This is a genomic window from uncultured Psychroserpens sp. (genome assembly GCF_947494225.1).
Taxonomy (GTDB): Bacteria; Bacteroidota; Bacteroidia; order Flavobacteriales; family Flavobacteriaceae; genus Psychroserpens.
In genome coordinates this window covers 218,648-242,667 of sequence record NZ_CANLUG010000001.1, presented here as the reverse complement: position 1 = coordinate 242,667, position 24,020 = coordinate 218,648, and the positions used below count along the sequence as shown (strand labels likewise).

27 protein-coding genes are annotated in these 24,020 nt (G+C 34.4%); 5 read left to right on the top strand and 22 right to left on the bottom strand.

Annotated features, from left to right (window positions below; all coding sequences use genetic code 11):
• Positions 1 to 108 precede the first annotated feature (108 nt).
• From Q0893_RS00995 to mfd, 3 genes are read right to left on the bottom strand one after another with little or no spacing between them, the layout of a single operon-like run.
• Positions 109 to 1,458, bottom strand: coding sequence for a TlpA disulfide reductase family protein (locus tag Q0893_RS00995; protein WP_299271916.1), 1,350 nt, complete (start codon positions 1,456 to 1,458; stop codon positions 109 to 111).
• 53 nt (positions 1,459 to 1,511) lie between these two features.
• Positions 1,512 to 2,378 (bottom strand): DMT family transporter, encoded by an 867-nt coding sequence (locus tag Q0893_RS00990; RefSeq protein WP_298901420.1) that lies wholly within the window; start codon positions 2,376 to 2,378, stop codon positions 1,512 to 1,514.
• Positions 2,375 to 5,704, bottom strand: coding sequence for a transcription-repair coupling factor (gene mfd / locus Q0893_RS00985; RefSeq protein ID WP_298901421.1), 3,330 nt, complete (start codon positions 5,702 to 5,704; stop codon positions 2,375 to 2,377). The genes Q0893_RS00990 and mfd overlap by 4 nt, the downstream gene beginning before the upstream one ends.
• Positions 5,705 to 5,802: 98 nt before the next feature.
• On the opposite strand from mfd, the gene Q0893_RS00980 reads away from it, so the two are divergent.
• Positions 5,803 to 6,234, top strand: a complete 432-nt coding sequence (locus tag Q0893_RS00980) for a TerB family tellurite resistance protein (protein ID WP_298901422.1) — start codon at positions 5,803 to 5,805, stop codon at positions 6,232 to 6,234.
• 59 nt (positions 6,235 to 6,293) lie between these two features.
• Here the strand turns inward: Q0893_RS00980 and fbp are convergent, their stop codons facing one another.
• Positions 6,294 to 7,298 carry a class 1 fructose-bisphosphatase gene (gene fbp / locus Q0893_RS00975; RefSeq protein WP_298901423.1) on the bottom strand — a complete coding sequence of 335 codons (1,005 nt, stop codon included), beginning with the start codon at positions 7,296 to 7,298 and terminating at the stop codon, positions 6,294 to 6,296.
• Between the two features lie 117 nt (positions 7,299 to 7,415).
• Here fbp and Q0893_RS00970 point away from each other — a divergent pair, with 117 nt between their 5' ends.
• From Q0893_RS00970 to Q0893_RS00955, 4 genes are read left to right on the top strand one after another with little or no spacing between them, the layout of a single operon-like run.
• Positions 7,416 to 7,895: a GNAT family N-acetyltransferase gene (locus tag Q0893_RS00970; RefSeq protein WP_299271912.1), complete on the top strand. Its 480-nt coding sequence runs from the start codon at positions 7,416 to 7,418 to the stop codon at positions 7,893 to 7,895.
• 1 nt (position 7,896) lies between these two features.
• On the top strand, positions 7,897 to 9,147 hold the full coding sequence (locus Q0893_RS00965) for an aspartate kinase (RefSeq protein ID WP_298901425.1): 1,251 nt from the start codon (positions 7,897 to 7,899) through the stop codon (positions 9,145 to 9,147).
• A 21-nt stretch (positions 9,148 to 9,168) separates the two neighbouring features.
• Positions 9,169 to 11,001, top strand: coding sequence for a lysophospholipid acyltransferase family protein (locus Q0893_RS00960; RefSeq protein WP_298901426.1), 1,833 nt, complete (start codon positions 9,169 to 9,171; stop codon positions 10,999 to 11,001).
• Positions 10,991 to 12,007, top strand: coding sequence for a carboxypeptidase-like regulatory domain-containing protein (locus Q0893_RS00955; RefSeq protein WP_299271909.1), 1,017 nt, complete (start codon positions 10,991 to 10,993; stop codon positions 12,005 to 12,007). Before Q0893_RS00960 ends, Q0893_RS00955 begins: the two co-directional genes overlap by 11 nt.
• Here the strand turns inward: Q0893_RS00955 and Q0893_RS00950 are convergent.
• The 18 genes from Q0893_RS00950 to Q0893_RS00865 all read right to left on the bottom strand — a co-directional run bounded on the left by Q0893_RS00950 (position 12,004) and on the right by Q0893_RS00865 (position 23,795).
• Entirely contained in the window at positions 12,004 to 12,420 is a 417-nt protein-coding gene (locus Q0893_RS00950) for an arsenate reductase ArsC (RefSeq protein WP_298901428.1), read from the bottom strand. The genes Q0893_RS00955 and Q0893_RS00950 overlap by 4 nt on opposite strands.
• Before the next feature lie 5 nt (positions 12,421 to 12,425).
• Entirely contained in the window at positions 12,426 to 12,914 is a 489-nt protein-coding gene (locus Q0893_RS00945; RefSeq protein ID WP_299271907.1) for a GNAT family N-acetyltransferase, read from the bottom strand.
• Positions 12,915 to 12,922: 8 nt separating this feature from the next.
• Complete coding sequence (locus Q0893_RS00940; protein WP_299271905.1) at positions 12,923 to 13,423, bottom strand: DUF6428 family protein; 501 nt, start codon at positions 13,421 to 13,423, stop codon at positions 12,923 to 12,925.
• Between the two features lie 56 nt (positions 13,424 to 13,479).
• On the bottom strand, positions 13,480 to 13,803 hold the full coding sequence (locus Q0893_RS00935; RefSeq protein WP_298901431.1) for a helix-turn-helix transcriptional regulator: 324 nt from the start codon (positions 13,801 to 13,803) through the stop codon (positions 13,480 to 13,482).
• A 103-nt stretch (positions 13,804 to 13,906) separates the two neighbouring features.
• Positions 13,907 to 14,419 carry a YtxH domain-containing protein gene (locus Q0893_RS00930; protein WP_298901432.1) on the bottom strand — a complete coding sequence of 171 codons (513 nt, stop codon included), beginning with the start codon at positions 14,417 to 14,419 and terminating at the stop codon, positions 13,907 to 13,909.
• Positions 14,420 to 14,474: 55 nt separating this feature from the next.
• The gene (locus Q0893_RS00925) at positions 14,475 to 15,017 is read right to left on the bottom strand and encodes a hypothetical protein (protein ID WP_298901433.1); all 543 of its coding nucleotides are present in this window, start codon (positions 15,015 to 15,017) and stop codon (positions 14,475 to 14,477) included.
• A gap of 48 nt (positions 15,018 to 15,065) precedes the next feature.
• Positions 15,066 to 15,452 carry a VOC family protein gene (locus Q0893_RS00920; protein WP_299271902.1) on the bottom strand — a complete coding sequence of 129 codons (387 nt, stop codon included), beginning with the start codon at positions 15,450 to 15,452 and terminating at the stop codon, positions 15,066 to 15,068.
• Positions 15,453 to 15,911 carry a DUF1801 domain-containing protein gene (locus Q0893_RS00915; protein WP_299271901.1) on the bottom strand — a complete coding sequence of 153 codons (459 nt, stop codon included), beginning with the start codon at positions 15,909 to 15,911 and terminating at the stop codon, positions 15,453 to 15,455. It lies immediately after the preceding gene.
• 11 nt (positions 15,912 to 15,922) lie between these two features.
• The gene (locus Q0893_RS00910) at positions 15,923 to 16,438 is read right to left on the bottom strand and encodes a DUF4199 domain-containing protein (RefSeq protein ID WP_298901436.1); all 516 of its coding nucleotides are present in this window, start codon (positions 16,436 to 16,438) and stop codon (positions 15,923 to 15,925) included.
• Between the two features lie 108 nt (positions 16,439 to 16,546).
• Positions 16,547 to 16,957, bottom strand: a complete 411-nt coding sequence (locus Q0893_RS00905; protein ID WP_298901437.1) for a response regulator transcription factor — start codon at positions 16,955 to 16,957, stop codon at positions 16,547 to 16,549.
• Positions 16,958 to 16,989: 32 nt separating this feature from the next.
• Positions 16,990 to 17,931: a 2-hydroxyacid dehydrogenase gene (locus tag Q0893_RS00900; protein ID WP_298901438.1), complete on the bottom strand. Its 942-nt coding sequence runs from the start codon at positions 17,929 to 17,931 to the stop codon at positions 16,990 to 16,992.
• 81 nt (positions 17,932 to 18,012) lie between these two features.
• The gene (locus tag Q0893_RS00895; RefSeq protein WP_299271897.1) at positions 18,013 to 18,378 is read right to left on the bottom strand and encodes a cupin domain-containing protein; all 366 of its coding nucleotides are present in this window, start codon (positions 18,376 to 18,378) and stop codon (positions 18,013 to 18,015) included.
• A gap of 113 nt (positions 18,379 to 18,491) precedes the next feature.
• Entirely contained in the window at positions 18,492 to 19,862 is a 1,371-nt protein-coding gene (mgtE, locus tag Q0893_RS00890) for a magnesium transporter (RefSeq protein ID WP_298901440.1), read from the bottom strand.
• A gap of 11 nt (positions 19,863 to 19,873) precedes the next feature.
• A complete protein-coding gene (gene rsmA, locus Q0893_RS00885; protein WP_298901441.1) occupies positions 19,874 to 20,668 on the bottom strand; it encodes a 16S rRNA (adenine(1518)-N(6)/adenine(1519)-N(6))-dimethyltransferase RsmA in 795 nt (264 codons plus the stop codon).
• Position 20,669: 1 nt separating this feature from the next.
• A complete protein-coding gene (locus tag Q0893_RS00880; protein WP_298901442.1) occupies positions 20,670 to 20,993 on the bottom strand; it encodes a DUF4286 family protein in 324 nt (107 codons plus the stop codon).
• Between the two features lie 45 nt (positions 20,994 to 21,038).
• Entirely contained in the window at positions 21,039 to 21,551 is a 513-nt protein-coding gene (locus Q0893_RS00875; protein WP_299271895.1) for a GNAT family N-acetyltransferase, read from the bottom strand.
• 3 nt (positions 21,552 to 21,554) lie between these two features.
• A complete protein-coding gene (locus Q0893_RS00870) occupies positions 21,555 to 22,004 on the bottom strand; it encodes an HAD family hydrolase (RefSeq protein ID WP_298901444.1) in 450 nt (149 codons plus the stop codon).
• A 15-nt stretch (positions 22,005 to 22,019) separates the two neighbouring features.
• A complete protein-coding gene (locus Q0893_RS00865) occupies positions 22,020 to 23,795 on the bottom strand; it encodes a tetratricopeptide repeat protein (RefSeq protein WP_299271892.1) in 1,776 nt (591 codons plus the stop codon).
• Positions 23,796 to 24,020 lie beyond the last annotated feature (225 nt).

Genomic DNA, 24,020 nt, shown 5'->3' with positions numbered 1-24,020 from the left:
ACGATGAAACTATTAATTAATATAGGGAACTCAAATATAGAGAAAATTTTCTAAAACATAATGGTTTTAATAAACATTATGACATAACAACCTTTGTATTTGTTTTAATTATTTCAAAATTGCTTCTAAAGCCTCAACATCATAAGGTTTAGCAATAATGGTTTTGTTTTTATCTAATAGGAAAAAGGAAGGGGTAGAACTTACGCCATATTGGTTTACAACGGCATTATTCCATTTGCTTAAGTCTGTTGGATCGCCACCTGCTCGTGCTGCACCCAATCCTAAAACATGAATAAAGTCTGGGTAGTCTGCAATGACTTTTTGCCAATTTGTAGGATCGTCATCTTCCATTCCAAAGGCAATCACTTTAACATCGTTTGAGTTTGCCATAAGTGTCTTTAATTTAGGAAGCTCGTCTAAGCAATGTCCGCAAGTACTGCTCCAAAATACCAGTAGGTATTTGCTCGACAAATCTAGGTCGTGCAATGTTGTACTTACGGTGTTTCCGTCTTTAGTAATGGCCAAATCAAAATTGGCTGCGGTATTACCAATTGTATTGTTTTTATAAACAATAAGCTGCTCTGTAAGGGCATCGTAGTTTACTTTTTTAGACAGTTCTAATAAATGATTATCGGCAACGTAATTAGCCAACTCTGGGTTGTCTGTCTCCTTAAAACGTCTCCAAATCATTTCAAATAAAATGGTTTTAATTTCAATATTACCATCGCCAATAGTGCTCATTAAGTGATCTACATCTTTTTTATAGGTGTCATTATTTGTGTTGACCGTCATTCCGAAGATAAAGGCTAACACACGATCTATCAAAAAATCAGAACTTTGTAATACAGGACTTCCAAAGTCAACATGATCTAAATATGTATGTTTTAAATTTTTGGAATAGGTAGATAGGTCTTCAAACTGTTGAGGAATATATGGTGTATTCGCTTTTATAAATTGTGATGCTAAGGTGCCTTTAGAAGAATCTTCGTAGGCCTTTTGAGTGTCACTCATTGTTTTTATAATATCTAGATAGGCTTTTTTATCGGTGCTTTCTTGCGTGTAAAAATTACTTAGAGTTCTATTTACCAGATCCATACTTTTCATATAGCTAGCCCATAGTTTATTTTCATTACTATGGGTAAATTCTAACCCTTTATCAAGGTCGAATGTGAATTTAACCGATTCTTTTCCGTCGTAAATAAAATCAAAGTTGTTCTCTTCTGGAGGTAAGGCATAAACAATTTTATAGATGCCAGGTGTTGCGTTTTCATTTAATGTAATACTAAAACTACCATCATCGGCAAGTTGTGCTCTGTTTATATAATCTGAGCCTGTAGGTGTAGCGCGATATAGAAAAGCATATGTAAATTGCTCTGCTGGCGTAAACACGCCGCTAATACTATTTTGAGCGCAAAGGATTGTAGGAATTAGAGTAAGAAGAAGTAAAAGTCGTTTCATTGGTATTTAATTTATTTTAAACACGTTATCAGTTTCAAATATCAAGCCAAATATCAGGATTTTTTTCTTTTTGATCGCATACTTTCAATAAGCACTGTAGAAATAATAAGTGCGCCGCCTAAATAAGTGTTCCAAGATGGGATTTCATTTAGGAAGAAAAAGGCAATAATAATCCCAAATACAGGTTGTGTGCTGGCAATAATACTTGCGGTACTTACCTTAAAATACTTCAGGCTATTGATAAACATGGTATGGCCAATGGCAGTGGTGAGCAGCGCTAATAAAATGACATATGGAAATTGAGTTTCTATGGCTGAGGTTCCTAGCGTAAATAGAAAGGGTACCAACACAGCAGATAAAATCAAAACCTGATAAAACATAAGCATGGTACCATTATATTTGGGCGTATGTTGTTTTAACATGAGTGTTCTAATAGCAAAGCAAATGGCCGAAAGTATCCCAAACAATACACCTTTGAGTTGGGCGCTTTCCAGATCAAATTCTGGAGCGAGAAAATAGATGCCAACAAGAACCAAACCACCAAGAATAATATGGATTGGATCAAATTTTACTTTTGAAAATAGCGGTTCTAAAACAGCTGTGATCACAGGAAATGTAAATAGGGACAACATACCAATAGCCACATTAGATAATTTAAGCGCGTAAAAATAAGTGATCCAATGAGCGCCTAAGAGTAAAGCCGAAATGATAAAAGTGATACGATCCTGACGCGTATGAACCTTGAGGCTAATCTTTTTGTACTTACAAAATATAAAGAGTAGACCAGCCGCTAAAGCAGAACGCCACCATATGATCACAGGGATAGGCATTTCTATAAATTTACCTAAAGCGCCAGATGTACTTATAAAAACAGTAGCAGCTGTAAGCCAAAGCACATGTTTAAAATGCGAGTCTTTCATATCTCCTGAAGCCTAATTAAGGCTTGTTTAACCGATTTTATATGTTCAAAGGTAAGCAACAAACGCAGGCCATTTCTGGTTTGTTTTTCTTTCATCTTACAATCTTTTGGTCTGCTTTGAATGTATTTAAGCACTTTGGTAAAGTTGTCACTTTGATAGAACGGACTTTGTTGATCGTTGATAAAATACCCAACAAAACGCCCTTGTTTCATGATGATTTTTTCAAGTCCGATTTTGGTTGCAATCCACTTCACACGAACACTATTTAATAAATCACTAACCTGAATTGGCAGCTCTCCAAAACGGTCAATAATTTCGGTTTCGAAGGTTTGTAATTCAGCTTCAGTTTTGAGTGTGTTGAGTTTCGTATACAGATTTAGGCGTTCTGTAATACTATTTACATAATCGTCTGGGAAGAGTAATTCAAAATCAGAATCTATGGTAATATCCTTTACATAATCTTTTGGCTTACCATCATCTTGATATAAGTCTTTAAACTCCTTTTCTTTAAGCTCTTCAATGGCTTCATTTAAGATTTTTTGATAGGTGTCAAATCCAATATCGTTAATAAAACCACTTTGCTCACCACCTAATAAATCGCCAGCACCACGAATTTCTAAATCCTTCATAGCAATATTGAAACCGCTACCCAACTCTGTAAATTGCTCTAGTGCAGTGATACGTTTTCTGGCATCTGTTGTCATTGCAGAGTATTCTGGTGTAATAAAATAACAGAAGGCTTTCTTATTACTTCGACCTACACGACCACGCATTTGATGTAAGTCACTAAGTCCGAAATTATTGGCGTTATTAATAAAAATGGTATTTGCATTGGGCACGTCTAGACCACTTTCAACAATGGTTGTACTCACTAAAACATCAAACTCACCATTCATAAAGGCTAACATGAGCTGCTCTAGTTTTTTTCCTTCCATTTGACCATGACCAATACCAATTTTAGCATCAGGAACAAGGCGTTGTATCATACCAGCAACCTCTTTTATATTTTCTATGCGATTATGGATAAAAAATATTTGACCACCACGTTGAATTTCATAAGTCACGGCATCTCTAATGGTTTCCTCATTAAATCGTATCACATGACTTTCAATAGGATAACGGTTTGGTGGTGGTGTTGTGATGACTGATAAATCGCGTGCAGCCATTAAACTAAACTGCAAAGTTCTTGGAATAGGTGTTGCTGTAAGCGTTAATACATCTACATTATCTTTAAGCGTTTTAAGCTTTTCTTTTACGGCAACCCCAAACTTTTGTTCCTCATCAACAATAAGTAGCCCTAAATCTTTGAACTTTACATTTTTATTCACCAATTGGTGTGTACCAATAATGATATCAACATGTCCTTTTTCTAGTTTTTCAAGGGTAATGCGTTTTTCTTTTGCTGTTCTAAAGCGATTGAGATAATCTACAGTAACCGGAAAATCCTTAAGACGATCTGTGAATGTCTTATTGTGTTGGTAAGCTAAAATAGTTGTGGGCACTAAAACAGCAACTTGTTTTCCATTATCTACAGCTTTAAAGGCAGCTCGAATAGCCACTTCGGTTTTACCAAAACCCACATCACCACAAACAAGACGATCCATAGGACGTTCACTTTCCATATCGGCTTTGATATCTGCTGTAGAAGTGATTTGGTCTGGAGTGTCTTCATATATAAACGATGCCTCTAACTCATGCTGAAGGTAACTGTCTGGTCTATATTGGTATCCCTTTTCTAGTTTACGTTTTGCATACACCTTAATGAGGTTAAACGCAATTTCTTTAACGCGAGACTTGGTTTTTTGCTTGAGTGTTTTCCAGGCCTTACTTCCTAGTTTATACACTTTTGGAGGTTTTCCGTCCTTACCATTAAACTTAGTGATTTTATGTAAGGAGTGGATACTCAAATAGAGCACATCACGTTCGCCATAAACCAATTTAATCGCTTCTTGTTTTTTTCCTTCGACATCAATTTTTTGGAGTCCACCAAATTTTCCGATCCCATGATCAATATGTGTCACGTAATCACCAACATCAAGATTGGTGAGTTCTTTAAGTGTAATGGCCTGTTTTTTTGCATAGCCATTTTTAAGATGAAACTTATGATAACGTTCAAAAATTTGATGATCTGTATAACAGGTGATTTTCTGGTCGTGATCTATAAAACCTTGGTATAAGGATAGTACGATGGTTTTATAATGAACATCCTGTTCAACATCTTCAAAAATATCATGAAAACGTTTGGCTTGTTGTTCGCTTGCGCAAGCAATATAGTTGGTATAACCTTTATTGTGATTTATGTTTAAGTCGTCAATTAATAGATTAAACTGTTTATTGAAAGACGGTTGCGGTGTTGTATTAAATACAATGTGTTCTTCTGAAAATAGGCGAGACGTTCCAAATTCGATTAAGCTAAAATCTAGTAATTGACGTTTTAGTAAATCTGAATTACAAAAGAGTTCTTCAGGTTCAGAATGTTTTAATTCTGAAGATAGCGTTTTAAATGTTTCCTCGGCCTTTCCGAAGAAATCATCAATACGCGAAAAAAGTAGATCGGCATTTTTAGCAAAAACCACTGTTTTTTGTGCAATATATTTTAGAAAACTCTGTCTACTTTCCTCTAAAAATTTATTGGCAACATTTGGAATAATTCCAATCTTTTTAATTTGCTCTGTAGAGAGTTGCGTTTCTACATCAAAGGTTCTAATGCTATCAACTTCGTCTCCAAAAAATTCAATACGGTAAGGTTCATCGTGTGAAAAAGAAAAGACATCAACAATACCTCCACGTACCGAAAACTCACCAGGTTCGGTCACAAAATCAACACGCTTAAACTGATATTCAAATAAGACTTCGTTAACAAAATCGATTGATAACTCATCATTAACCGCAATTTTCAATGTGTTTTTTTCTAGTTCACGACGCGTTACAACTTTTTCGAAAAGTGCATCAGGATAAGTGACAATGATGGCTGGTTTTTTTCGAGAGTTGATACGATTTAATACTTCGGCTCTTAGTAGAACGTTGGCATTATCGGTTTCTTCAATTTGATATGGTCGTCGGTAACTTCCTGGATAAAAGAGAACGTCTTTATCATTAAGTAAGACTTCGAGGTCGTTGAGATAAAAAGCGGCTTCCTCTTTATCATTAAATATTAATAAAAAAGGACGTTCAACTGTTTTAAAAATTTCACTAATTACGAGTGATAATGATGACCCAACAAGGCCTTTTAAATGAAGTTTACTTTGAGTTTGAGCAATAGTAATTTGCAGATTTTGCATTTGCAAAGCCTGTACATACGTTTGCGAGAGAATGGATTTACTCAAGGCATTTTATTTTGTGCAAATATAAATTTTTTGTCTTATTTCTTATTGTTAAAATGTATTAATAAAACTATCTTTGTGGCACTAAAACAATAATATATATGTCATTTTCAGATTTATTTGATAGCGGATTTAAGAAACGTAACGAAGACCACTTTGCAGCCATTGTTAGAGTTGCTATGGATGATGGGATTATTTCAGAAGAAGAACAAGCGTTTTTAGATCGTTTGGCTAGAAAATTAGATGTTACCGAAACAGAATACAAGCAAATACTTAAAGATTATAAGTCGCACCCAATTAATCCTCCAACATCGTATGATAGACGTTTGGAGCGTTTGTATGATTTAGCACGAATGGTGTATGTTGATCATATTAAGGGAGATCATGAAGAAATCGTATTACGTAAAATTGCGATTGGCTTAGGATTTTCTACAGAAAACGTAAAGTACGTTGTAGATAAAGCCTTAACATTAGTAAGTAATGGTGTGGATTTAGATACGTTTACAGAAGAAATAAAAACAATGAACAGATAGAAATATCTGTTATACGTCATAAAAAAAAGCCACTATCTAGTGGCTTTTTTTATGTTTAATTATGCATTACGCATAAACTCTTCAGCTTTTTCAACCATGTTTTTGCTTCCGCAGATAAAAGGCACACGTTGATGTAATTCTGTAGGTTCTATATCCATAATTCTATTAAAGCCGTCACTAGCCTTACCGTTGGCTTGCTCTGCTATATAAGCCATTGGATTACATTCATATAATAAACGCAATTTCCCATTAGAATTTTTAGAGCTTTTAGGATACATATAAATACCGCCTTTAATCATGTTCCTATGAAAATCGGATACTAGAGAGCCTATATAACGGCTTGTATAAGGCCTGTCTCCTTCTTCCATTTGACAGTATTTGATATAGTTTTTTATACCCTGAGGAAAGTGAATATAATTACCTTCATTTACAGAATATATTTTACCGTTTTCAGGAAATTTCATGTCGGGATGTGACAAATAAAAAGTTCCAATGGCTGGGTTTAGCGTAAATCCATTTACACCATCTCCAGTGGTATAAACAATCATAGTTGAGGTACCATAAATAATATATCCAGCAGCCACTTGCTGATTTCCTTTTTGAAGAAAATCATCAATAGTTGCAGGTGTTCCTACAGGTGTTACACGTCTGTAAATAGAAAAGATGGTTCCTACTGAAACGTTCACATCAATATTAGATGAGCCATCCAAGGGGTCAATTAAAACCACATACTTGTTTTGATGGTTTTCATCCTGACTATTAATGGAAATAAAATCGTCTTCCTCTTCACTAGCAATACCACAAACAATATTACGTTTGGTCATGGTTTGGATGAACTTATTATTGGCATAAACATCTAGTTTCTGTTGGTCTTCACCTTGGATATTAGTGTCGCCAGCAGCACCAATAATATCTACTAAACCAGCTTTATTAACTTCGTGATTAACTACTTTTGCGGCTAATCTTATAGAATTGATAAGACGCGATAATTCGCCAGAGGTGTATTTAAAAGAAGACTGATTTTCTATTATAAATTCACCTAGCGTTTGATTTTTTCGAGACATGTAGTGTGATTGTTTATGCAAATATCTCATTTTTTTAATCAACTACAACGATTTCGTAGTATAATTATGTGATTAAATTCTCAAGTTTTAAACTATATTTGAGGTAAAGAAAAAACCATGACATTTTCCATTAGAAAAGCTACAAAAGAAGACATGCCCAGAGTGTTAGAACTCATTGTGGAGCTTGCTGTTTTTGAAAAGGAACCAGATGCTGTAAAAGTGACGGTTGTCGATTTAGAAAAAAGCGGTTTTGAAGACCCTAAACAGTTTGTGTGTTTTGTAGCCGAATACGAGGGATACATTGAAGGTATTGCCTTGGTCTATAATCGTTTTTCTACTTGGCAAGGTCAGGTGCTTCATTTGGAAGATTTAGTGGTGAGCCAAAGTAAAAGAGGAACAGGTTTAGGTACAGCCCTATTAGATGAGGTTGTAAAGTATGGATATAGTTTAGGCGTTAGACGCGTGAGCTGGGAAGTGATTGATTGGAACGAACCTGCAATTAAGTTCTATGAGAAGAAAGGAGCTCTTGTTAAGCGCGACTGGTTTGTTGTTCAGCTTAATGAAGACGGAATAAAAAATTATATAGCAAATATTTAGCATGCAAGTATTCAAATTTGGTGGCGCTTCGGTAAAAAATGCTGAAGGTGTCAAAAATTTAGCATCAGTTTTACAACAAGTAGGTTATGATAATACACTTGTTGTGGTTTCGGCAATGGGGAAAACAACAAATGCCCTTGAAGTTGTCATAAAAAACTATTTTGAAAATAAGGCAGCCTTACAGAGCTCTATTCACGACGTGAAAACTTATCACAATGAGATTTTATTGGATCTTTTTGAAAACACGCAGCATCCAATTTTTAAAAAAATAGGCTCTATTTTTGAGGACTTAGATTATTTTTTAAATCGTAATAAATCTCCAGATTATAATTTTGTTTATGATCAGGTCATTGGTTTTGGAGAACTTACATCAACAACTATTATTAGTTCATATCTCAATGAAATAGGATTAACAAATACATGGTTAGATGTGCGTGAGTGTATCAAAACAGATGATTATTATCGTAGAGCAAATGTAGATTGGGAGCAAACACAAACTAAGATAAAAACTGAATTTGACGCGAAAGTTCTAAATATTACTCAAGGTTTTTTGGGAAGTGATGCCAATAACTTTACCACGACATTGGGACGTGAAGGGAGTGATTATACAGCAGCTATTTTTGCGTATTGTTTAAATGCCGAAAGTGTAACCATTTGGAAAGATGTACCAGGTGTTTTAAATGCCGATCCACGCTATTTTGAAAACGCACAATTATTAAATAGTATTTCATATCGCGAAGCCATAGAGTTAGCATTTTATGGTGCATCAGTTATTCATCCTAAAACCTTGCAACCACTACAACAAAAAGAGATTCCGCTGTTTGTAAAGTCGTTTTTAAATCCTTTAGAAGCAGGCACACGCGTTGGTAAAGGTTTTGGAATAGAACCCAATATCCCGTGTTTTATAGTTAAAAAAAATCAAGTATTGATATCATTGTCCTCACTAGACTTTAGTTACATTGTTGAGGAAAATATTAGCGAAATATTCAAACTATTACACTTATATAAGATGAAAGTTGATGTGATTCAAAACTCAGCTATTAGTTTTTCGGTGTGTTTTGATAATAACTATAATAACCTCGATCGCTTACTTCAGCATTTAAAAGCAAAATTTAAAGTAACATCTTACGATAATGTGAGTCTATATACTGTAAGACATTATAATGAGCAAGCTATTTCTTCTATAGAAAAAGGTAAAGAATTGCTATTAAAACAGTTAACTCAAGAAACGATTCAAATTGTAACTAAATAACAATTTAGTACTTTTACACTCATGACTAAACAACAAGATACAGGATTGGTAACCGCAAAAGAAGTGGCTAAAGCTATTAAAGCTGATAAGTATGGATTTATAGGTACATTCTTTGGATGGTTGTTGATGAAAGTATTAAAAATATCAACGCTTAACAGAATTTATAAGCGTAACAAGCACTTGAGTGATGTTGACTTTTTAGACGGTATATTGGATGATTTTCAAATTAAGTTTGAAATTCCTGAAGAAGATTTAAAGCGATTACCTAAAGATGGCGCTTATATTACTGTATCAAATCATCCACTTGGAGGAATTGATGGTATTTTATTGCTGAAGTTAATGATAGAGCAGCGCCAAGATTTTAAAATCATAGCGAATTTCCTATTGCATCGTATAGAGCCTTTAAAGCCATATATAATGCCTGTTAACCCTTTTGAAGACCGAAAGGATGTGAAGTCTAGTATTGCAGGATTTAAGAACGCTATTTTACATTTACGAGAAGGTCATCCTTTAGGGGTGTTTCCAGCGGGTGAAGTCTCAACATATAAAGACGGTAAATTAGTTGTTGATAAACCTTGGGAAGAAGCGGCCATGAAGCTCATAAAAAAGGCAGAAGTGCCAGTTGTTCCTATTTATTTTCATGCTAAAAACAGCAAGTTGTTTTATAAATTATCGAAGATTAGTGATACCTTTAGAACAGCAAAATTACCTTCGGAATTACTCACACAAAAAAACAGAATTATAAAGGTTAGAATAGGAAAAGCTATTTCTGTTAATGCTCAAAAAGAACACGAAACGCTTTCTGATTTTTCAGAATTTATACGTCGGAAAACATATATGTTATCTAATGCTTTTGAGGACAAACCTAAGATTTTAGACAACTTATCAAATACACTTAAACCGCCAGCAAAGCCGCCAAAACGAATTGTAGGATCTGTAAGTACCGAAAAAATGGCAGCAGAAGTTGATGCCTTAAGGGAAGGAGATTATAGACTTTTGGTTAGTAAAAACTACGAGGTGTATTTAACAGATGCCGATCATATCCCAAACATACTTCATGAAATTGGAAGATTGCGTGAGATTACTTTTAGAGCTATTGGAGAGGGTACAAATGAAGCGATTGATTTGGATAGTTTCGATACCTATTATCATCATATGTTTTTATGGGATACTGAAGCCAAACAATTGGCAGGCGCATATAGAATGGGCTTAGGGTCTAAAATATATGCACGCTATGGTATTGATGGGTTTTATCTTCAAGACCTGTTTAGATTTGAACCTGAATTGTATAAAATGATGAGCGAATCCATAGAAATGGGACGCGCTTTTATTATTAAAGAATATCAGCAAAAACCAATGCCTTTATTTTTGCTTTGGAAAGGAATCGTACATACAACATTGCGTTACCCAGAACACAAGTATTTAATAGGAGGTGTAAGCATTAGTAATCAGTTTTCAAATTTCTCAAAATCATTGATGATTGAGTTTATGAAATCGCATTACTATGATCCTTATGTAGCTCAATATGTGCATCCAAAAAAGGAATTTAAAGTAAAATTAAAGGATGCTGATAAAGATTTTGTGTTTGATGCTGCCGAGGCCGATTTAAATAAGTTCGATAAAATTATTGATGAGGTTGAACCTGGAGCTTTACGCTTACCTGTATTACTCAAAAAGTACATTAAACAAAATGCAAGACTGGTAGCATTTAATGTAGATCCTTTATTTAATAATTCGGTAGATGGGTTGATGTATATTAAAATAGCCGACTTACCTGAAAGCACTGTGAAACCTGTGATGGAAGAGTTTCAAGCCGAATTAGAACGTAAATTCTCAAATAATAATGAAGAGTAAGACTTTAGGTTTTTTCTGTTCATTTCTATTAACGTCATTACTTTACGCCCAAACCCTTTCGGGAACCGTTATTGATTTTAAGACCAAGCAACCGCTAATGGCTGTATCAGTCTATTTTGATAATACAACCATTGGAACAACCACTGATGATTTAGGACGATTTTCTATTGATTATTCTGACGCGATTCAGTCGCAGTTAATTGTATCATATTTAGGATATGAAACGATAATTGTATCAGACTACAGGCAAAAGACAGAGCTCTCGATTGCATTGAAAGAATCTTTAAATCAGTTAGATGAAGTTGTTGTAAATACAAATGACGGTTTCACTCGGAAACAAAAATTGAAATTATTTAGAAAGGAGTTTTTGGGCTTTTCTGAGTTTTCGAAATCGTGTAAGATTCTTAATGAAGATGATTTAATTTTGCGGTTTAATAAAGCAGATAATGTGCTATCTGTTAGTGCCAGAAAACCTGTGTTGGTTAAAAACAAGAGTTTGCAATATGAAATTGCATATGATATTCAAGATTTTGAAATTACCTTCAGATACGTTGATGCCAAACAGGACCAGTTTGGGATTCATTCGGTATTATATACAGGAACTTCGTTTTATAAAGATTTAAACAACGGAAAGAAGAAGGCATTAAAGCATAGAAAGAAAGCCTATGAAGGTTCGATTCAACATTTTATGCGTTCATTATATCATATGAATCTGAAAGATGCTGGGTTCGATATTTTTCACAAAAAGTTTAAGGTTAACGAATGGGAGTTTTTCAAGGTTGAGGATATTAATGACTCTGCCTTTAAAAAAGTAACTTTTGAAACTAAAGTAAACATTCTTTTTAAAGGCAAGGATCAATCTGTGTTAACACCCTTAGTTTCTCAATTTTATATTGACGAATATGGCAATTATACCCCTATCCCAGGACTACTTTTTAGCGGTGTTATGGGAGACCAGCGTATTGGTGATTTGCTACCAACTAATTATGGGTTAAAACAAGATTAGAAGCGTTCTTTTACGAACACTTCTAAGTAAGATTTAATCTCGTTTCTTGCTTTCAAAAAAGCGGCGTGTTTTTCGGTTTCGCTCCCAGTAACTTTTGATGGATCAAAAAAATTATGATGTAACCTTTCCGCATTTTTACTCGGTATAAAAGGGCAATTTTCGTTGGCATGATCACAAACTGTAATGATATAATCAAAATCAACATGAGCATATTCATCTACATGATTAGAAGTATGACTGGTGATATCAATGCCATCTTCTCCCATAATAGCGACGGCTCCCGGATTTAAACCATGAGTTTCTATGCCAGCACTATAAATTGTTGCCTTTTCTTGAGTAAGTATATTGAGATATCCATGGGCCATTTGACTTCGGCATGAATTACCGGTACAGAGAACGAGTATGTTTTTCATTATGTTTATATTAGTTGACTTCGTCTTTCTAAAAGGACGTTATCAAACCATTTATTATTTAGTTTTCCTATTTTTTCACGGGTTCCAACAACTTGGAATCCGCAGACGTTGTGTAAATGTATACTAATTTTATTTTCTTTAAAAATGTTAGCTTGCAAGGTCCAAAAGCCGAGCCATTCACTCTCTTTTATAAGTTGCAAAAGCAGCTGCTTTCCTATGTGTTTACCTTGCATATGTGGTGCAACATAAATACTTACTTCGGCAACACCTTTATAAACCGCTCTTTGAGACACTTTTGACAGTACGGCAAATCCAACAATATTTTGATTAAAGGTTGCAACAAGTCTTGGGTGAAGATTATGTTTTTTATGCCATTCTGACCATTTGGGTAGTTTGGTTTCAAATGTAGCGATACCAGTTTTTATACCCTCATTGTAGATGTTCAAAACGGCTTTGAAATCTTCCTTTCTAAATGCTCTTAACTCAATAACCATAGCATTGTTTAGCAGCAGTTGCCATCTGGAGAACAACAAGGCTCGTCAGTTGAAGCAACTAATTCTTTTGATTGTTCTGAAATACCACATGCTTCTTTAGCTTTACAATCTGTTTTTTCAACCGATAATTTGAAAATAAGTTTTTGATTTTCGATTTGAAAATCACTAACAAACAATTGTGCTGTGTGAAATGTTGCATTACTGTATTCAAATTTAACTTCAGCGTCAACATCATATGGCTTCATTTTTCCTACTTTATTTAGAATGGCAAGCGCTTTATATACAGACATGAATTCGGTTTTTCCAATTTCACTAGGGCTTTCCCATAGCTGGATAATTGTTTCGTTCCAGTTATCGATTTGCGAGCCACAATCTACAGAGTTGATGGCCATATGTTTAACTTCAGTAATGTGATAATTAGCACCAACAAACGCATTTGGTAAGTATTCAAAAAGTAAAGATTTGTCTTGGTTTTGTTCTAGTATTGAAAATAATTCTTGTGTTTTCATCTGAGTTCTATTTATGTTTTTTAGTGAGGAGATATAATCTCTTTTATTATAAAGGTTTAGCAACAACTAGATGCTGCTTTGTTAAAAAATGAGTTTAATAGTATTTGGAATTCTTCAAAACGTTCAAGGTTGAGACAGTAGCATTTTTTCTTGCCTTCAAACCTTCCTTTTAACAGCCCAGAATCACCAATAACAGAAAGGTGCTGCGAAATCGTGGCTTGAGATAGACCAATTTCATCAACCAAATCGTTGCAAATACAGCCTTCTTGCTCGCTAATATATTTTAAAATTGCAACACGAGCAGGATGCGCAAATACTTTTGCAATATTGGCAATGTCATTAATATGGTCTGAATAAATAAAGCGTTTTGTAACTCCCATAACTTTCAATTTGGGTACAAAGATAGTAAATTATCGTAATATTGCAATATTACGATAATAAAAATATAACAAAACCGGAATATTTGATATTCCGGCTCTTATTTTATAAGGATTTAAACCAATCCTGAAATTGATCACCCAACAAAAAGACGGGCTTTTTTTCTCCGCTTAGGGCACCAATTAAACTCATAATCCACATTATTAATGGAAGTATCCAAGCTACAAAGTTGACTATAGGAATAATTGCAAGTATTAATGCCAAGAGCGCAATACCTAAAACCTGCCTGATATAAAATGAACCAAACTCCGTTTTATTGCCATTGTTCATAACTAATGCGATAATCCAACCTATAAGAGTTATGTGAGCAATTATTCCAACATTTTTTCCATCACTTAGAATTTGTTCGGCATCGTTTGCAAATTCTTTTGCAGAAGCCTTAGCTTCTTTAGCAAATTCACTTGCTTTTTCTTTAGCCTCACCGGCAAATTCTTTTGCATCTTCTGCAAATTCACTTGCTTTTTCACTTACTTTATCAGCGGCTTTTTTTGCACTGTCCTTGGCGTCACCTAACATCTCGTTGAGGTCGTCACTTAAGTTCTTATTATCGTCAGACATAATAAATAGCGTTTATGGTTATCTTATAAAGTTAATAAAAATGTGATAGATGATGTTATTTTTTACCAAACAACTTCTGAAAGAAGCCCTTAGTTTTTTCTTTTGCTTCGGTATATGTTTCCTTGGCGTCTTCGGCCAAATCTTCTAGTTTGTCTTCAGCAACATCTGCAAATTCCCCGAGTTTTTCGCCAGCATCTTCTATAAATTCTCCAGCCTTTTCTTTTGCTTCACCAGCAAATTCTTTGGCATCCTCGGCAAGATCTTTTGCTTTTTCTTTAGCGGTATCTGCAAATGCGCCAATTTTTTCGCCAGCTGCATTCGCTAATTCAGAGGCTTTTTCTTTGGCATTATTATACATCTCCTTGCCATCTCCTTGAATAAATTCAGTGGCTTTGTCTTTGGCATTTCCTAAAACCTCTTTAGCATCTTCTGCAAGTTCTGAGGCCTTTTCTTTTGCTGTATTAAAGGCGTCTACAGCATTATCTTTTAGCTCATTTGTTGTGTCTGAAACGTCATCTGCTGTGTCATTAACGGCATCTTCTGCAGCATCTACAGTGTTTTTTAAATCGTCTTCTAAGTTTTCGTTGTCTTCGGTCATTCTAATTGTTTATTTATGAGTAGTTTAAATATAAAATTTGTTACACGACTACTTAAAAGCTTGATCAACAGGTTCCCAAAGTTCAATTTTATTACCTTCATTATCTAAAATCCAACCAAATTTTCCATAATCGTATTCTTCCATGTCGCCTACTATTGTGACACCTTCTTCCTTTAAAGTCACTAAAAGTTCCTTTAAGTTTTCAACACGATAATTAAACATGAACTCTTTTTTAGACGGTTCGAAGTATTTTGTGTCATCCTTAAATGGACTCCATTGTGTAGAACAATCGTTACCGTTTTTATCTTTCCACCAAAAGGTACAGCCATAGTCATCGGTGTTAAACCCTAAGTGTTTTTGATACCAATCTTTTGATGCTTGAGGGTTTTTTGATTTAAAAAACAAACCTCCTATTCCTGTTACTCTATGTTTCATTTATTTTTTATGTATTGCGGTTTCGTAAATATCAATCCATTCGTCTACAGACATCTTGCCTAAAAGTTCAACTATCAGGTCATAAGGAATATCATCAATTTTTTTAAATCGGATACAACTTTTCCCCATATCTAGTTTGTACTTGCTATGTTTAGGGTATTCCGCAACAAACCAATCATAAAGTTCTTTTTTGGCATATAGTCCAGAATGATACAATGCAATAAAGTTCTTTTGTGATGCTAAGTTTATAAAAGGTAGGGGTGGAAAAGGTTTGCAATGGTATCCTGGTGGATATATAGATTTTGGAACATAATAGGCCAACATACCATATCCTAATCCTGCTTCTAAACCTTTTGGCATATGTTTTTTTATGAGTTGATCTAATTTTGTAATTGGTGCTTTTCTCTCTTCAGGTAATTGACTTATATAGTCTTCCGGTGACGTTGCTTTGTATTGCATAATATTTAATTTTATTTACGTTGAAGGATTAATCCAGAAATTAAAGATATGATAAATCCTATAATCATAACAGTCGCAAACATTATAAATGCAAGAGCTGTTGAGCTTCCCATCATTGCCATTGATGTTTCCAGTTGTTCTGTTTTTTCTTTCAATACTTCCGCAGAAAGATTGGCTTCTTGGAGCTGCGCCATTGAATAGTCTTTATATTCTGCGGCAAAATTTGGATTAATTGAAGTCGTGTAAATATAATCTACTATAGCAAAACCAATAGCCGCAAACAAGGAGATCAACAACCCAATCGCAATGGCCTTTCCTAAATTAATTTTTCCATCGTTAACATGATCTCTAAAATGTTTGATTCCGAAATAAACGAACAATAAGGATAATACCATTGAGGCATATCCGAAAATGGCCATGGTATTAAAATCTAAATCAATTTGTTTGCCTATTAAAAATCCTGATAAGAATAGTACAGAGGCCGTAATAAAGGCATAAATTCCGTATTTAATAATTGTGTTCTTCATAATGATGAGTTTTAAATGTTATCACATCAAAAGTAGATTTATGCTCGATTTTTTAGTTCATACTAAAGTACCAAAATGGTCATACTTTGGTTCTAATACCTTAGTATTTCAAATAATTTGAAGGTCTTTAGCAATTTGAAGGGCTTGAGTACGACGCTTAGCATTTAGCTTTGATAATAAATTTGAAACGTGTGTTTTTACAGTGCTTTCAGACACAAAAAGTTTGTCTCCAATCTCTTTATTAGATAAACCTTCTGAAATTCCTATAAGAACTTCATATTCTCGATTGCTAATTTCTAAGTCTTTTATTTTTTTATGATCAATTTCTTTAGATACTAGATTGTGTTTGTGCAAACTTTTCTTGTTTATGAAAACACCAATAGCAAAGAATACAATTGCAATAATGGCTATTATGATTTCAATTTTTAAGTTATTTGAAACCAACGCATACTTACTAAATTGAAATAACAAGAGTAGTGCTAAAATGAGCAAGCCAAAAACAAGAATGGTTTTTTTCATGTCTTAAAATTATAAATTTTAAGTTCAATAGATTACTTCAATAGAAATTCTGTTTTTATTTTATCGACTATTGTTTGAGCGAGTTTCTCTTTGCTCTCAACAGTCCATCCTGCCACATGTGGCGTAAGTATCACATTTTCTGCGGAAATGATATACTTGAATTCTTCTGGCATTTGGTTGGAAAATATATTCTCAAAAGACGACTTTTCATATTCTAACACATCAAGTCCTGCACCTAATATTTTACCAGAATTTAAAGCGACTACTAAATCTTTGGTAACAACACTTTTTCCTCTAGCTGTATTGATTAACCAGAATGGGTTTTTAAACCTGCTAATGAATTCTGAATTAATCATATTAACCGTTAATGGTGTTTCTGGAGTATGAAGACTTAGCACATGAGATTTATCTTGAAGTTCCTCCAAAGACACTTGCCTGGCGTTCTGATCCCCAACATTGGGTTTGATATCATAACAAAGCACATCAACATCGAAACCTCGCAATTTTTTAGCAAAGGCTTTTCCCATATTACCATAACCAATTAGCCCAACGGTTTTTCCGTCTAGTTCACTGCCGCGATTACCTTCGCGATCCCACTTGCCGTTGCTAACTTCATCGTTAGCCTTGTTTAATTTATTTAAAAGTGCTAATAACATGGCAAGACTATGTTCTCCTACGGCGTTACGATTACCTTCAGGAGCTGATATTAATTTGATTCCTTTTTTTGCAGCATAATTGCAATCAATATTCTCAAGTCCTGCGCCAACGCGGCCAATAAATTTTAAGTTACTAGCAGCATCAAGAAATTGTTTGTCGATTTTAAACCGACTTCGAATAACAATGCCATCGTAGACATGAATTTGATTTTCTATAGCTTCTTTTGAAGAGGTGTAGTCTTCGTTGTTGGTAAAACCTAAAGCCTTAAGTTGTGATATAAGCAAAGGATGATTGCTGTCTAGGTGAAGTATATTCATAGTGGTCATTTCGACATGAGGAACAGAGTGATGATTGATAAATCTAGTCTTGAGATGTCTCAACTTCGTTCGACATGACAATTAAATTTCGGGATATTCGGTTTGTGTTTTTTCATGTTCGACCTTACCAGTATGCGCTGTATCTAACTTTTCGAATAATAACAAATGCACTTCTTCGTCATTTTTGGTGCATGGATTATGCTCAACGCCTTTAGGAACAACGATGAGTTCTCCTTCTTTTACGATTTCCGTTCGGTCTCTAAATTGCATATAGAGTGTGCCTTTTATAACTTGGAACAACTCGTCTTCATCATCATGACTATGCCATACAAACTCGCCTTTTATTTTAGCGAGAATGACCTGCATATTATCTACTGTGGCTATACGATGCGGGTGCCATTGTTTGGAGAACATGGCGTGTTTTTCTTTAATATTTATGGGTTTCATAGGTAATAGATTTTTATGCTTTAAAGTTACAAAGTTTTGCGTTAGTGATGGAACATGTGTTGGAGCTCCTCGAAGAGAGCGACTTGTGAGAGCACGACCCGAAGGGGAACGCCCTAAATATTAAGAATCAATTTGGCAATCCAGAAATAGATGAGAATTCCGAAAATGTCATTACTTGTTGTGATAAAAGGCCCTGTAGCGATTGCAGGATCAATACCTCTTTTGTTTAAGAATAATGGAACAAAAGTTCCTATTAAACCTGCAACAATAATAACAGCGATTAAAGAAGCCGAAATAGCAAGTGCTGTATAGAATTCGCCTTTTGTTGCCCAAACAAATAAAAACAAGAAGAGCGCTAAAATAGTACCGTTAAGTGCTGCGAGGAACATTTCTTTTAGTAAACGACTATTGATGCTACCTTTAACATCATCATTAGCCAAACCTTGTACAATAATGGCACTCGATTGTACACCAACATTGCCTGCCATTGCAGCAATTAATGGTGTGAAAAAGAACAATACTGCATATTTTTCAAATGTATTTTGAAAACCCTCCATAATCAAAAAAGCACCAACACCACCAACTAATCCTAAGAACAGCCATGGCAATCGTGCTCTAGTGAGTTCAATAATACTATCATCGGCCTCGACATCTTGTGTAATACCAGCTGCTAGTTGATAATCTTTGTCTGCTTCTTCTTTTAAAACATCAACAATATCATCAATGGTAATCCTTCCCAATAAGGTTTGCTCATTGTCAACTACAGGAATAGCTTCTAAATCGTATTTAGCCATAACTTTGGCAACGTCTTCAACATCGTCTTCAACATTAACATAGTCTACGTTGTCTTTAGCAATATCAGCTATCTTTTGTTCACTTTTGGCTACAATTAAATCTTTCAAAGACAGCCGACCAATAAGTTTCTCTTCTTTATCTACAACATAAATAGAATGGACTCTGGTCACCTCTTTAGCCTGACCTCTAATACGACGTAAACATCCTGCAACTGTCCATGTTTCGTAAACTTTAACGAGTTCTTTAGCCATTAAACTACCTGCAGTATCATCGTCATAGGCAAGAAGTTCTGTGATTTCTTCTCTATGCTCATCATCTTCAATTCTGGAGATAACTTCGGCCTGACGTTCTTCTGGAAGCTCTGCAATGATATCGGCAGCATCATCTGTGTCTAGTTCTTCAACTTCTTCGGCAATTTCTTTGGCTGATAGGTTTTCGAGTACCTTTTCTCTGGTATCGTCATCAAGTTCTGTAAGAATATATGAAGTTGTTTCAGAATCTAATAATTTAATAACGTAAATCGAATCATCTAAATCTAGTTCATCTAGAATTTCGGCAATATCGGCGTAATGAAATTCATTTAACAGTAGTTTAAGTGTTTTGTCATCGCTATTTGCGACATGCATTTCTACTTGTTCAATGAGTTCATTGGTAAGCTCAAATTGATTATGTTCTTTCTCTTCGATCAAACGAGATGGTTTTACGTATTTGTATCGTCGTTTTCAATAAGTTGTGTGAGTTCCAAAAAAGAATCGACGCTTAGTTGTTCTGGACGATTGCCAAATATAACATTTGCTTTTAAATTATCGGAAAGATTGAATGTTTTTAAACTGTTACGTAGGGTTTTTCTGCGTTGTTGAAATGCCGTTTTTACCACTCTGAAAAAAAGCTTCTCATCAACAGGCAGTGTCATGTTTTCTTTTCTTTTTAAAAGTAATACTCCAGAGTCTATTTTTGGAGGTGGATTAAAAACAGTTGGTGGTACTGTAAATAGATACTCGGCATCATAAAATGCTTGGGTTAATACTGAAAGTATGCCATACACTTTAGAGCCTTCTTTAGAACAAATACGTTGCGCAACTTCCTTTTGAAACATGCCTGAAAATTCTGGAATTTGAGCCCTCATTTCTAACGTTTTGAAGACAATCTGAGTTGAAATATTATAAGGGAAATTTCCTATTATGGCGAAGGGTTCGTTGTTGAAAATTTTAGTGAGGTCGTACTTTAAGAAATCTTGTTCGTATACACGATCTGCCAAATTGAGATAATTGGCTTTTAAATAATCTACAGATTCGGTATCGATTTCAATAACATGAGTTTTGATGGGTTTGTCTAGCAAGTATTTGGTTAAAACACCCATACCTGGACCAATTTCTAATATATGTTTGTAGCCTTCTAGACTTAAAGTGTCTGCAATATCTTGAGCTACAGATTCGTCTGTCAAGAAATGTTGACCTAAGTGTTTTTTTGCTTTAACTTGATAGTTGTTTGCCACGTTATTTAAAGTTTACGGTGTATTCATCTACGATTTGAAGCTCAGTTCTAAAGGCTAACATTTTATCTGCAAATTTTTTAAGACCGTCTGTTCTTAGTCTTTCAGCATCTTCTCTATAATAGGCATCTAGAGCTTCTCTAGAATAAGAACGATACTGTACAGAATATGTTTGTCCGCCCATCTCTTCTTCAACAAGTACTTTGGTTAAAGTAGCTTTATCAAATTTTCCAGTTCCTAATACCTGAGGGATATGTTCTTTTATCCATACTAACCATTCATCATGAACGCTATCATCAATATTGATAGTGACGTTATATATAATCATATGTTTTTATTTAATGATCCTGCGATTGACGCAAACTATTGAATTTTATAAATTTTTTACAAATAACAGAAGTTCTTCGCCGTTGTCAAAGGGTTTTATCCTTTTTTGGTAAGATAAGCCTAATTTTTCCAAAAGATGAATTGAAGCTTGGTTTTCTGGAAGTGTAATGGCACATACTGTTTTTATGTTGAATGTGTCTTTTGCAAGAACCATAAGTTGGGAAGCACCTTCGAAACCATAGCCTAAGCCTTCATAACCTGGAAGTAATGAAAACCCAATGTCAACATGGTCAAGGGTATCTCGTTTTAATAATCCAAAGGAACCAATAGGCTTTAGGTTTTCAGATTTTAGTTGCACTTTGTAATATCCAAAGTCAAAATCTTCATAACATTTGAGTTGATTGTTTTGTATATAACTTTTGGCTTGCTCAACAGTTTTCACGTTGCGATCTCCAATATATTTTATCCAACCAGGAGAGTTCATTAATTCTAGAATAAAAGGCGCATCATCTACAGTGATTTTAGAGAATATAAGTCTGTTGGTTTCTGCGATTTGCATTGGTTAGTTAAGGTTTTTAATGTTCTTTTTTATGGTTTCAACCCAGTTTTTATCAGATGGCTTTATTATAAGCGTTTCAAAATTATATTTTTTTGCTTCAATAGCGACTCCTTTCGAATCATCAATGTGCAGATCAAAATTAAATGCTTTTGGATATTTTGAGGCATCTATATTTTTAGATCTTAAAACGTATTGATTTTCTTTCTGATTGATAATCGTGTTAACCTTAATTCCATAGTATTTTAAGGTTTTCCGAATTTTATTCTTTGTTCTAAAAGATGTTGTGTAAATATGAATAGTATGTCCACGCTTCTGTAACTGGAAAATCAACTCTTTAGTGCCTTTTCGTAGTTCTTCTACGCCCAATAACTTAGCTATTACACTTCTATATTCTGTTTCAAATTCGTTTCCACATGGAATTAATGTGCTATCAAGATCAAAGCTAATATTCATCTCAACTAGTCATATCTAATTTATCGCATCACCACGCAGTCGTCTAAAGCGTTTTCTGGCTTCTATAAAATAGATACTGTCTTCATGGTCAAAAATAATCTTCTCATAAAGTTCTTTAGCTTTTTCTGGCTGATCTAGCTTGTTTTGGTAGAGTTCTGCTAAAAAATAATGAGCGTCATCGGCTAAAATTTCATCTCTATAGTTAGCAATGATGTATTCATAATTATCCACAGCTTTGTCAATTTGATTGGTTTTTTCAAACAACTTTGCTTGCATAAACAAGGCTTGATCTTCAATGGTTTCACCTTTATGCTCGGTTAATATGGTCTCTAAAAGCCCAATAGCTTCTTCATTTTTATTTTGAAAAGACATCAGGTCTGCTTTGGAGTAGAGTTTTAATCCTGTTTGTAACGAGTCTTCATCTTTGTTATCTGAAATCAACAACTTAAGATCTAGGGCGTCATTAGCTATAAGCTGTGATGTAGATGATTTCAATATTTTTAATTGGGATTCTGCCCATTGAAAATCACCTTTATAGTAACTTGTTTTTGCTACTTTAAATCTAGCTTCTTGAGAAATGGTACTGTTTTTAAGGTTAGCCTGAATTTGAGTATAGTAAATTAAGGCTTCGTTAAATCGTTCTTGAAAGACAAGGATATCTCCCAACTTCAGCTTAACTTTTGCCTCTTGAAATACAGATAACTGTAACTCTAGACTCTTTTTCAAAAAGTCACTAGCACGTTTAGGTTGATGTTTATTGAACGCGAGAAAATTTCCGTAGGCAATTTGAAGCGCAATCGTTTGTTCGTATTTACCATATTGGTCAAACAATTGGTTGAATTTCTCATCTATGTCATCTAACTCTTGTTTTTCGGCATTTTCAATTTCTATATCGAGCATGTATTGGTGAGCCGTTAGTCTCGTGTCAATATCTTGAGAATTATCTAATATAAATTGGAAAATTGAATTGGCAATATCATTTTCTTTCTCTTTAACTGTGGCCATTGCCAAATCTAGTATGCGACTTAAACTTTCCTGACTTCTTCGGTACAGCGCTTTTTCTTGTATGAAGGCCTTGTTGTATTCTTTTTGTTGAATGTATAACCAACTCAACATATCGTACCAGTATGGCTCGGGATTAGATTGTAATTTTTTAAGTAGTAGTTTTCTTAAAATTAGGTTGTTTTCGCTGTCCTTATTTTCTGAAACAAAATCGCTAAAGGCACGTTTGGCATTACTTAGAAAATTAGGTTTTACTTCAATGTAATCGATATAATTTGAAAAAAGTAATTCAATATTACCCTGTTCTCCATAAATACGAGCCATTTGCATATTGAAGTTAAAATCTGGGTTTGTTTCCATTCCTTTTTTATAGGCTTCTAAGGCCTGGTCTAAAAGTGAATGATCTTCAAATTTTCTAGCGATACCGTAGGTGTAGCTTGGTTTTTCTGTAACTTTTGAAATAGCTTCTTTATAGTACTTATTGGCTAAGTTAGTACTGTCCATAAGTTGATAGTTATACCCTAGCTCAACTAATAAAGCAGGATAATTAATTTCCTGCATTCGTTGTAAAATAATCTCTTTGGCTTCATTATAACGTTCTAACTGTTGAAGTGTAGCAACAATTTTATAGATGTATTTTGAGCTTTTTTTCTTGGCGTTGAGTTTTTCGTAGGTAAGCAATGCTTTTTCGAATTCGCCACGCTTAAAGTAGTCGTCGGCTAATTGCTCGCTTTGTGCGAATATAAGTCCGCAACTGCAAAGAGTAAGTATGATTAAAAGACGACGCATATTTATTATTTTATGTAAATATAACAAATGCAATTACGAGATATTGTGAATGTTTTTATAATTAATTCGTTAAAGTGCAAAAAAATGCCTAAACACAAGTTTAGGCATTCACAACAAAATAAATGTGCTATTAATCTATTCTTTACAAAATGATTCAGTTATTCTGCTATGGCTTTTGTAAGGTCAGGTTGGTGGTCTTTATGTTTAGAAAAAGACTTTGCTAGC

Coding starts and splice junctions, on each gene's coding strand:
- Q0893_RS00965 (WP_298901425.1), top strand. CDS start 7,897: ATGCAAGTATTCAAATTTGGTGGCGCTTCGGTAAAAAATGCTGAAGGT.
- Q0893_RS00930 (WP_298901432.1), bottom strand. CDS start 14,419: ATGTCTGACGATAATAAGAACTTAAGTGACGACCTCAACGAGATGTTA.
- Q0893_RS00880 (WP_298901442.1), bottom strand. CDS start 20,993: ATGATTATATATAACGTCACTATCAATATTGATGATAGCGTTCATGAT.
- Q0893_RS00895 (WP_299271897.1), bottom strand. CDS start 18,378: ATGAAACCCATAAATATTAAAGAAAAACACGCCATGTTCTCCAAACAA.
- Q0893_RS00940 (WP_299271905.1), bottom strand. CDS start 13,423: ATGAAAACACAAGAATTATTTTCAATACTAGAACAAAACCAAGACAAA.
- Q0893_RS00910 (WP_298901436.1), bottom strand. CDS start 16,438: ATGAAGAACACAATTATTAAATACGGAATTTATGCCTTTATTACGGCC.
- fbp (WP_298901423.1), bottom strand. CDS start 7,298: ATGTCTCGAAAAAATCAAACGCTAGGTGAATTTATAATAGAAAATCAG.
- Q0893_RS00905 (WP_298901437.1), bottom strand. CDS start 16,957: ATGAAAAAAACCATTCTTGTTTTTGGCTTGCTCATTTTAGCACTACTC.
- Q0893_RS00960 (WP_298901426.1), top strand. CDS start 9,169: ATGACTAAACAACAAGATACAGGATTGGTAACCGCAAAAGAAGTGGCT.
- Q0893_RS00875 (WP_299271895.1), bottom strand. CDS start 21,551: ATGCAAATCGCAGAAACCAACAGACTTATATTCTCTAAAATCACTGTA.
- Q0893_RS00945 (WP_299271907.1), bottom strand. CDS start 12,914: ATGGTTATTGAGTTAAGAGCATTTAGAAAGGAAGATTTCAAAGCCGTT.
- Q0893_RS00925 (WP_298901433.1), bottom strand. CDS start 15,017: ATGACCGAAGACAACGAAAACTTAGAAGACGATTTAAAAAACACTGTA.
- Q0893_RS00995 (WP_299271916.1), bottom strand. CDS start 1,458: ATGAAACGACTTTTACTTCTTCTTACTCTAATTCCTACAATCCTTTGC.
- Q0893_RS00900 (WP_298901438.1), bottom strand. CDS start 17,931: ATGAATATACTTCACCTAGACAGCAATCATCCTTTGCTTATATCACAA.
- Q0893_RS00955 (WP_299271909.1), top strand. CDS start 10,991: ATGAAGAGTAAGACTTTAGGTTTTTTCTGTTCATTTCTATTAACGTCA.
- Q0893_RS00990 (WP_298901420.1), bottom strand. CDS start 2,378: ATGAAAGACTCGCATTTTAAACATGTGCTTTGGCTTACAGCTGCTACT.
- Q0893_RS00950 (WP_298901428.1), bottom strand. CDS start 12,420: ATGAAAAACATACTCGTTCTCTGTACCGGTAATTCATGCCGAAGTCAA.
- Q0893_RS00915 (WP_299271901.1), bottom strand. CDS start 15,911: ATGCAATACAAAGCAACGTCACCGGAAGACTATATAAGTCAATTACCT.
- Q0893_RS00970 (WP_299271912.1), top strand. CDS start 7,416: ATGACATTTTCCATTAGAAAAGCTACAAAAGAAGACATGCCCAGAGTG.
- Q0893_RS00980 (WP_298901422.1), top strand. CDS start 5,803: ATGTCATTTTCAGATTTATTTGATAGCGGATTTAAGAAACGTAACGAA.
- Q0893_RS00865 (WP_299271892.1), bottom strand. CDS start 23,795: ATGCGTCGTCTTTTAATCATACTTACTCTTTGCAGTTGCGGACTTATA.
- Q0893_RS00920 (WP_299271902.1), bottom strand. CDS start 15,452: ATGAAACATAGAGTAACAGGAATAGGAGGTTTGTTTTTTAAATCAAAA.
- Q0893_RS00935 (WP_298901431.1), bottom strand. CDS start 13,803: ATGGGAGTTACAAAACGCTTTATTTATTCAGACCATATTAATGACATT.
- Q0893_RS00870 (WP_298901444.1), bottom strand. CDS start 22,004: ATGAATATTAGCTTTGATCTTGATAGCACATTAATTCCATGTGGAAAC.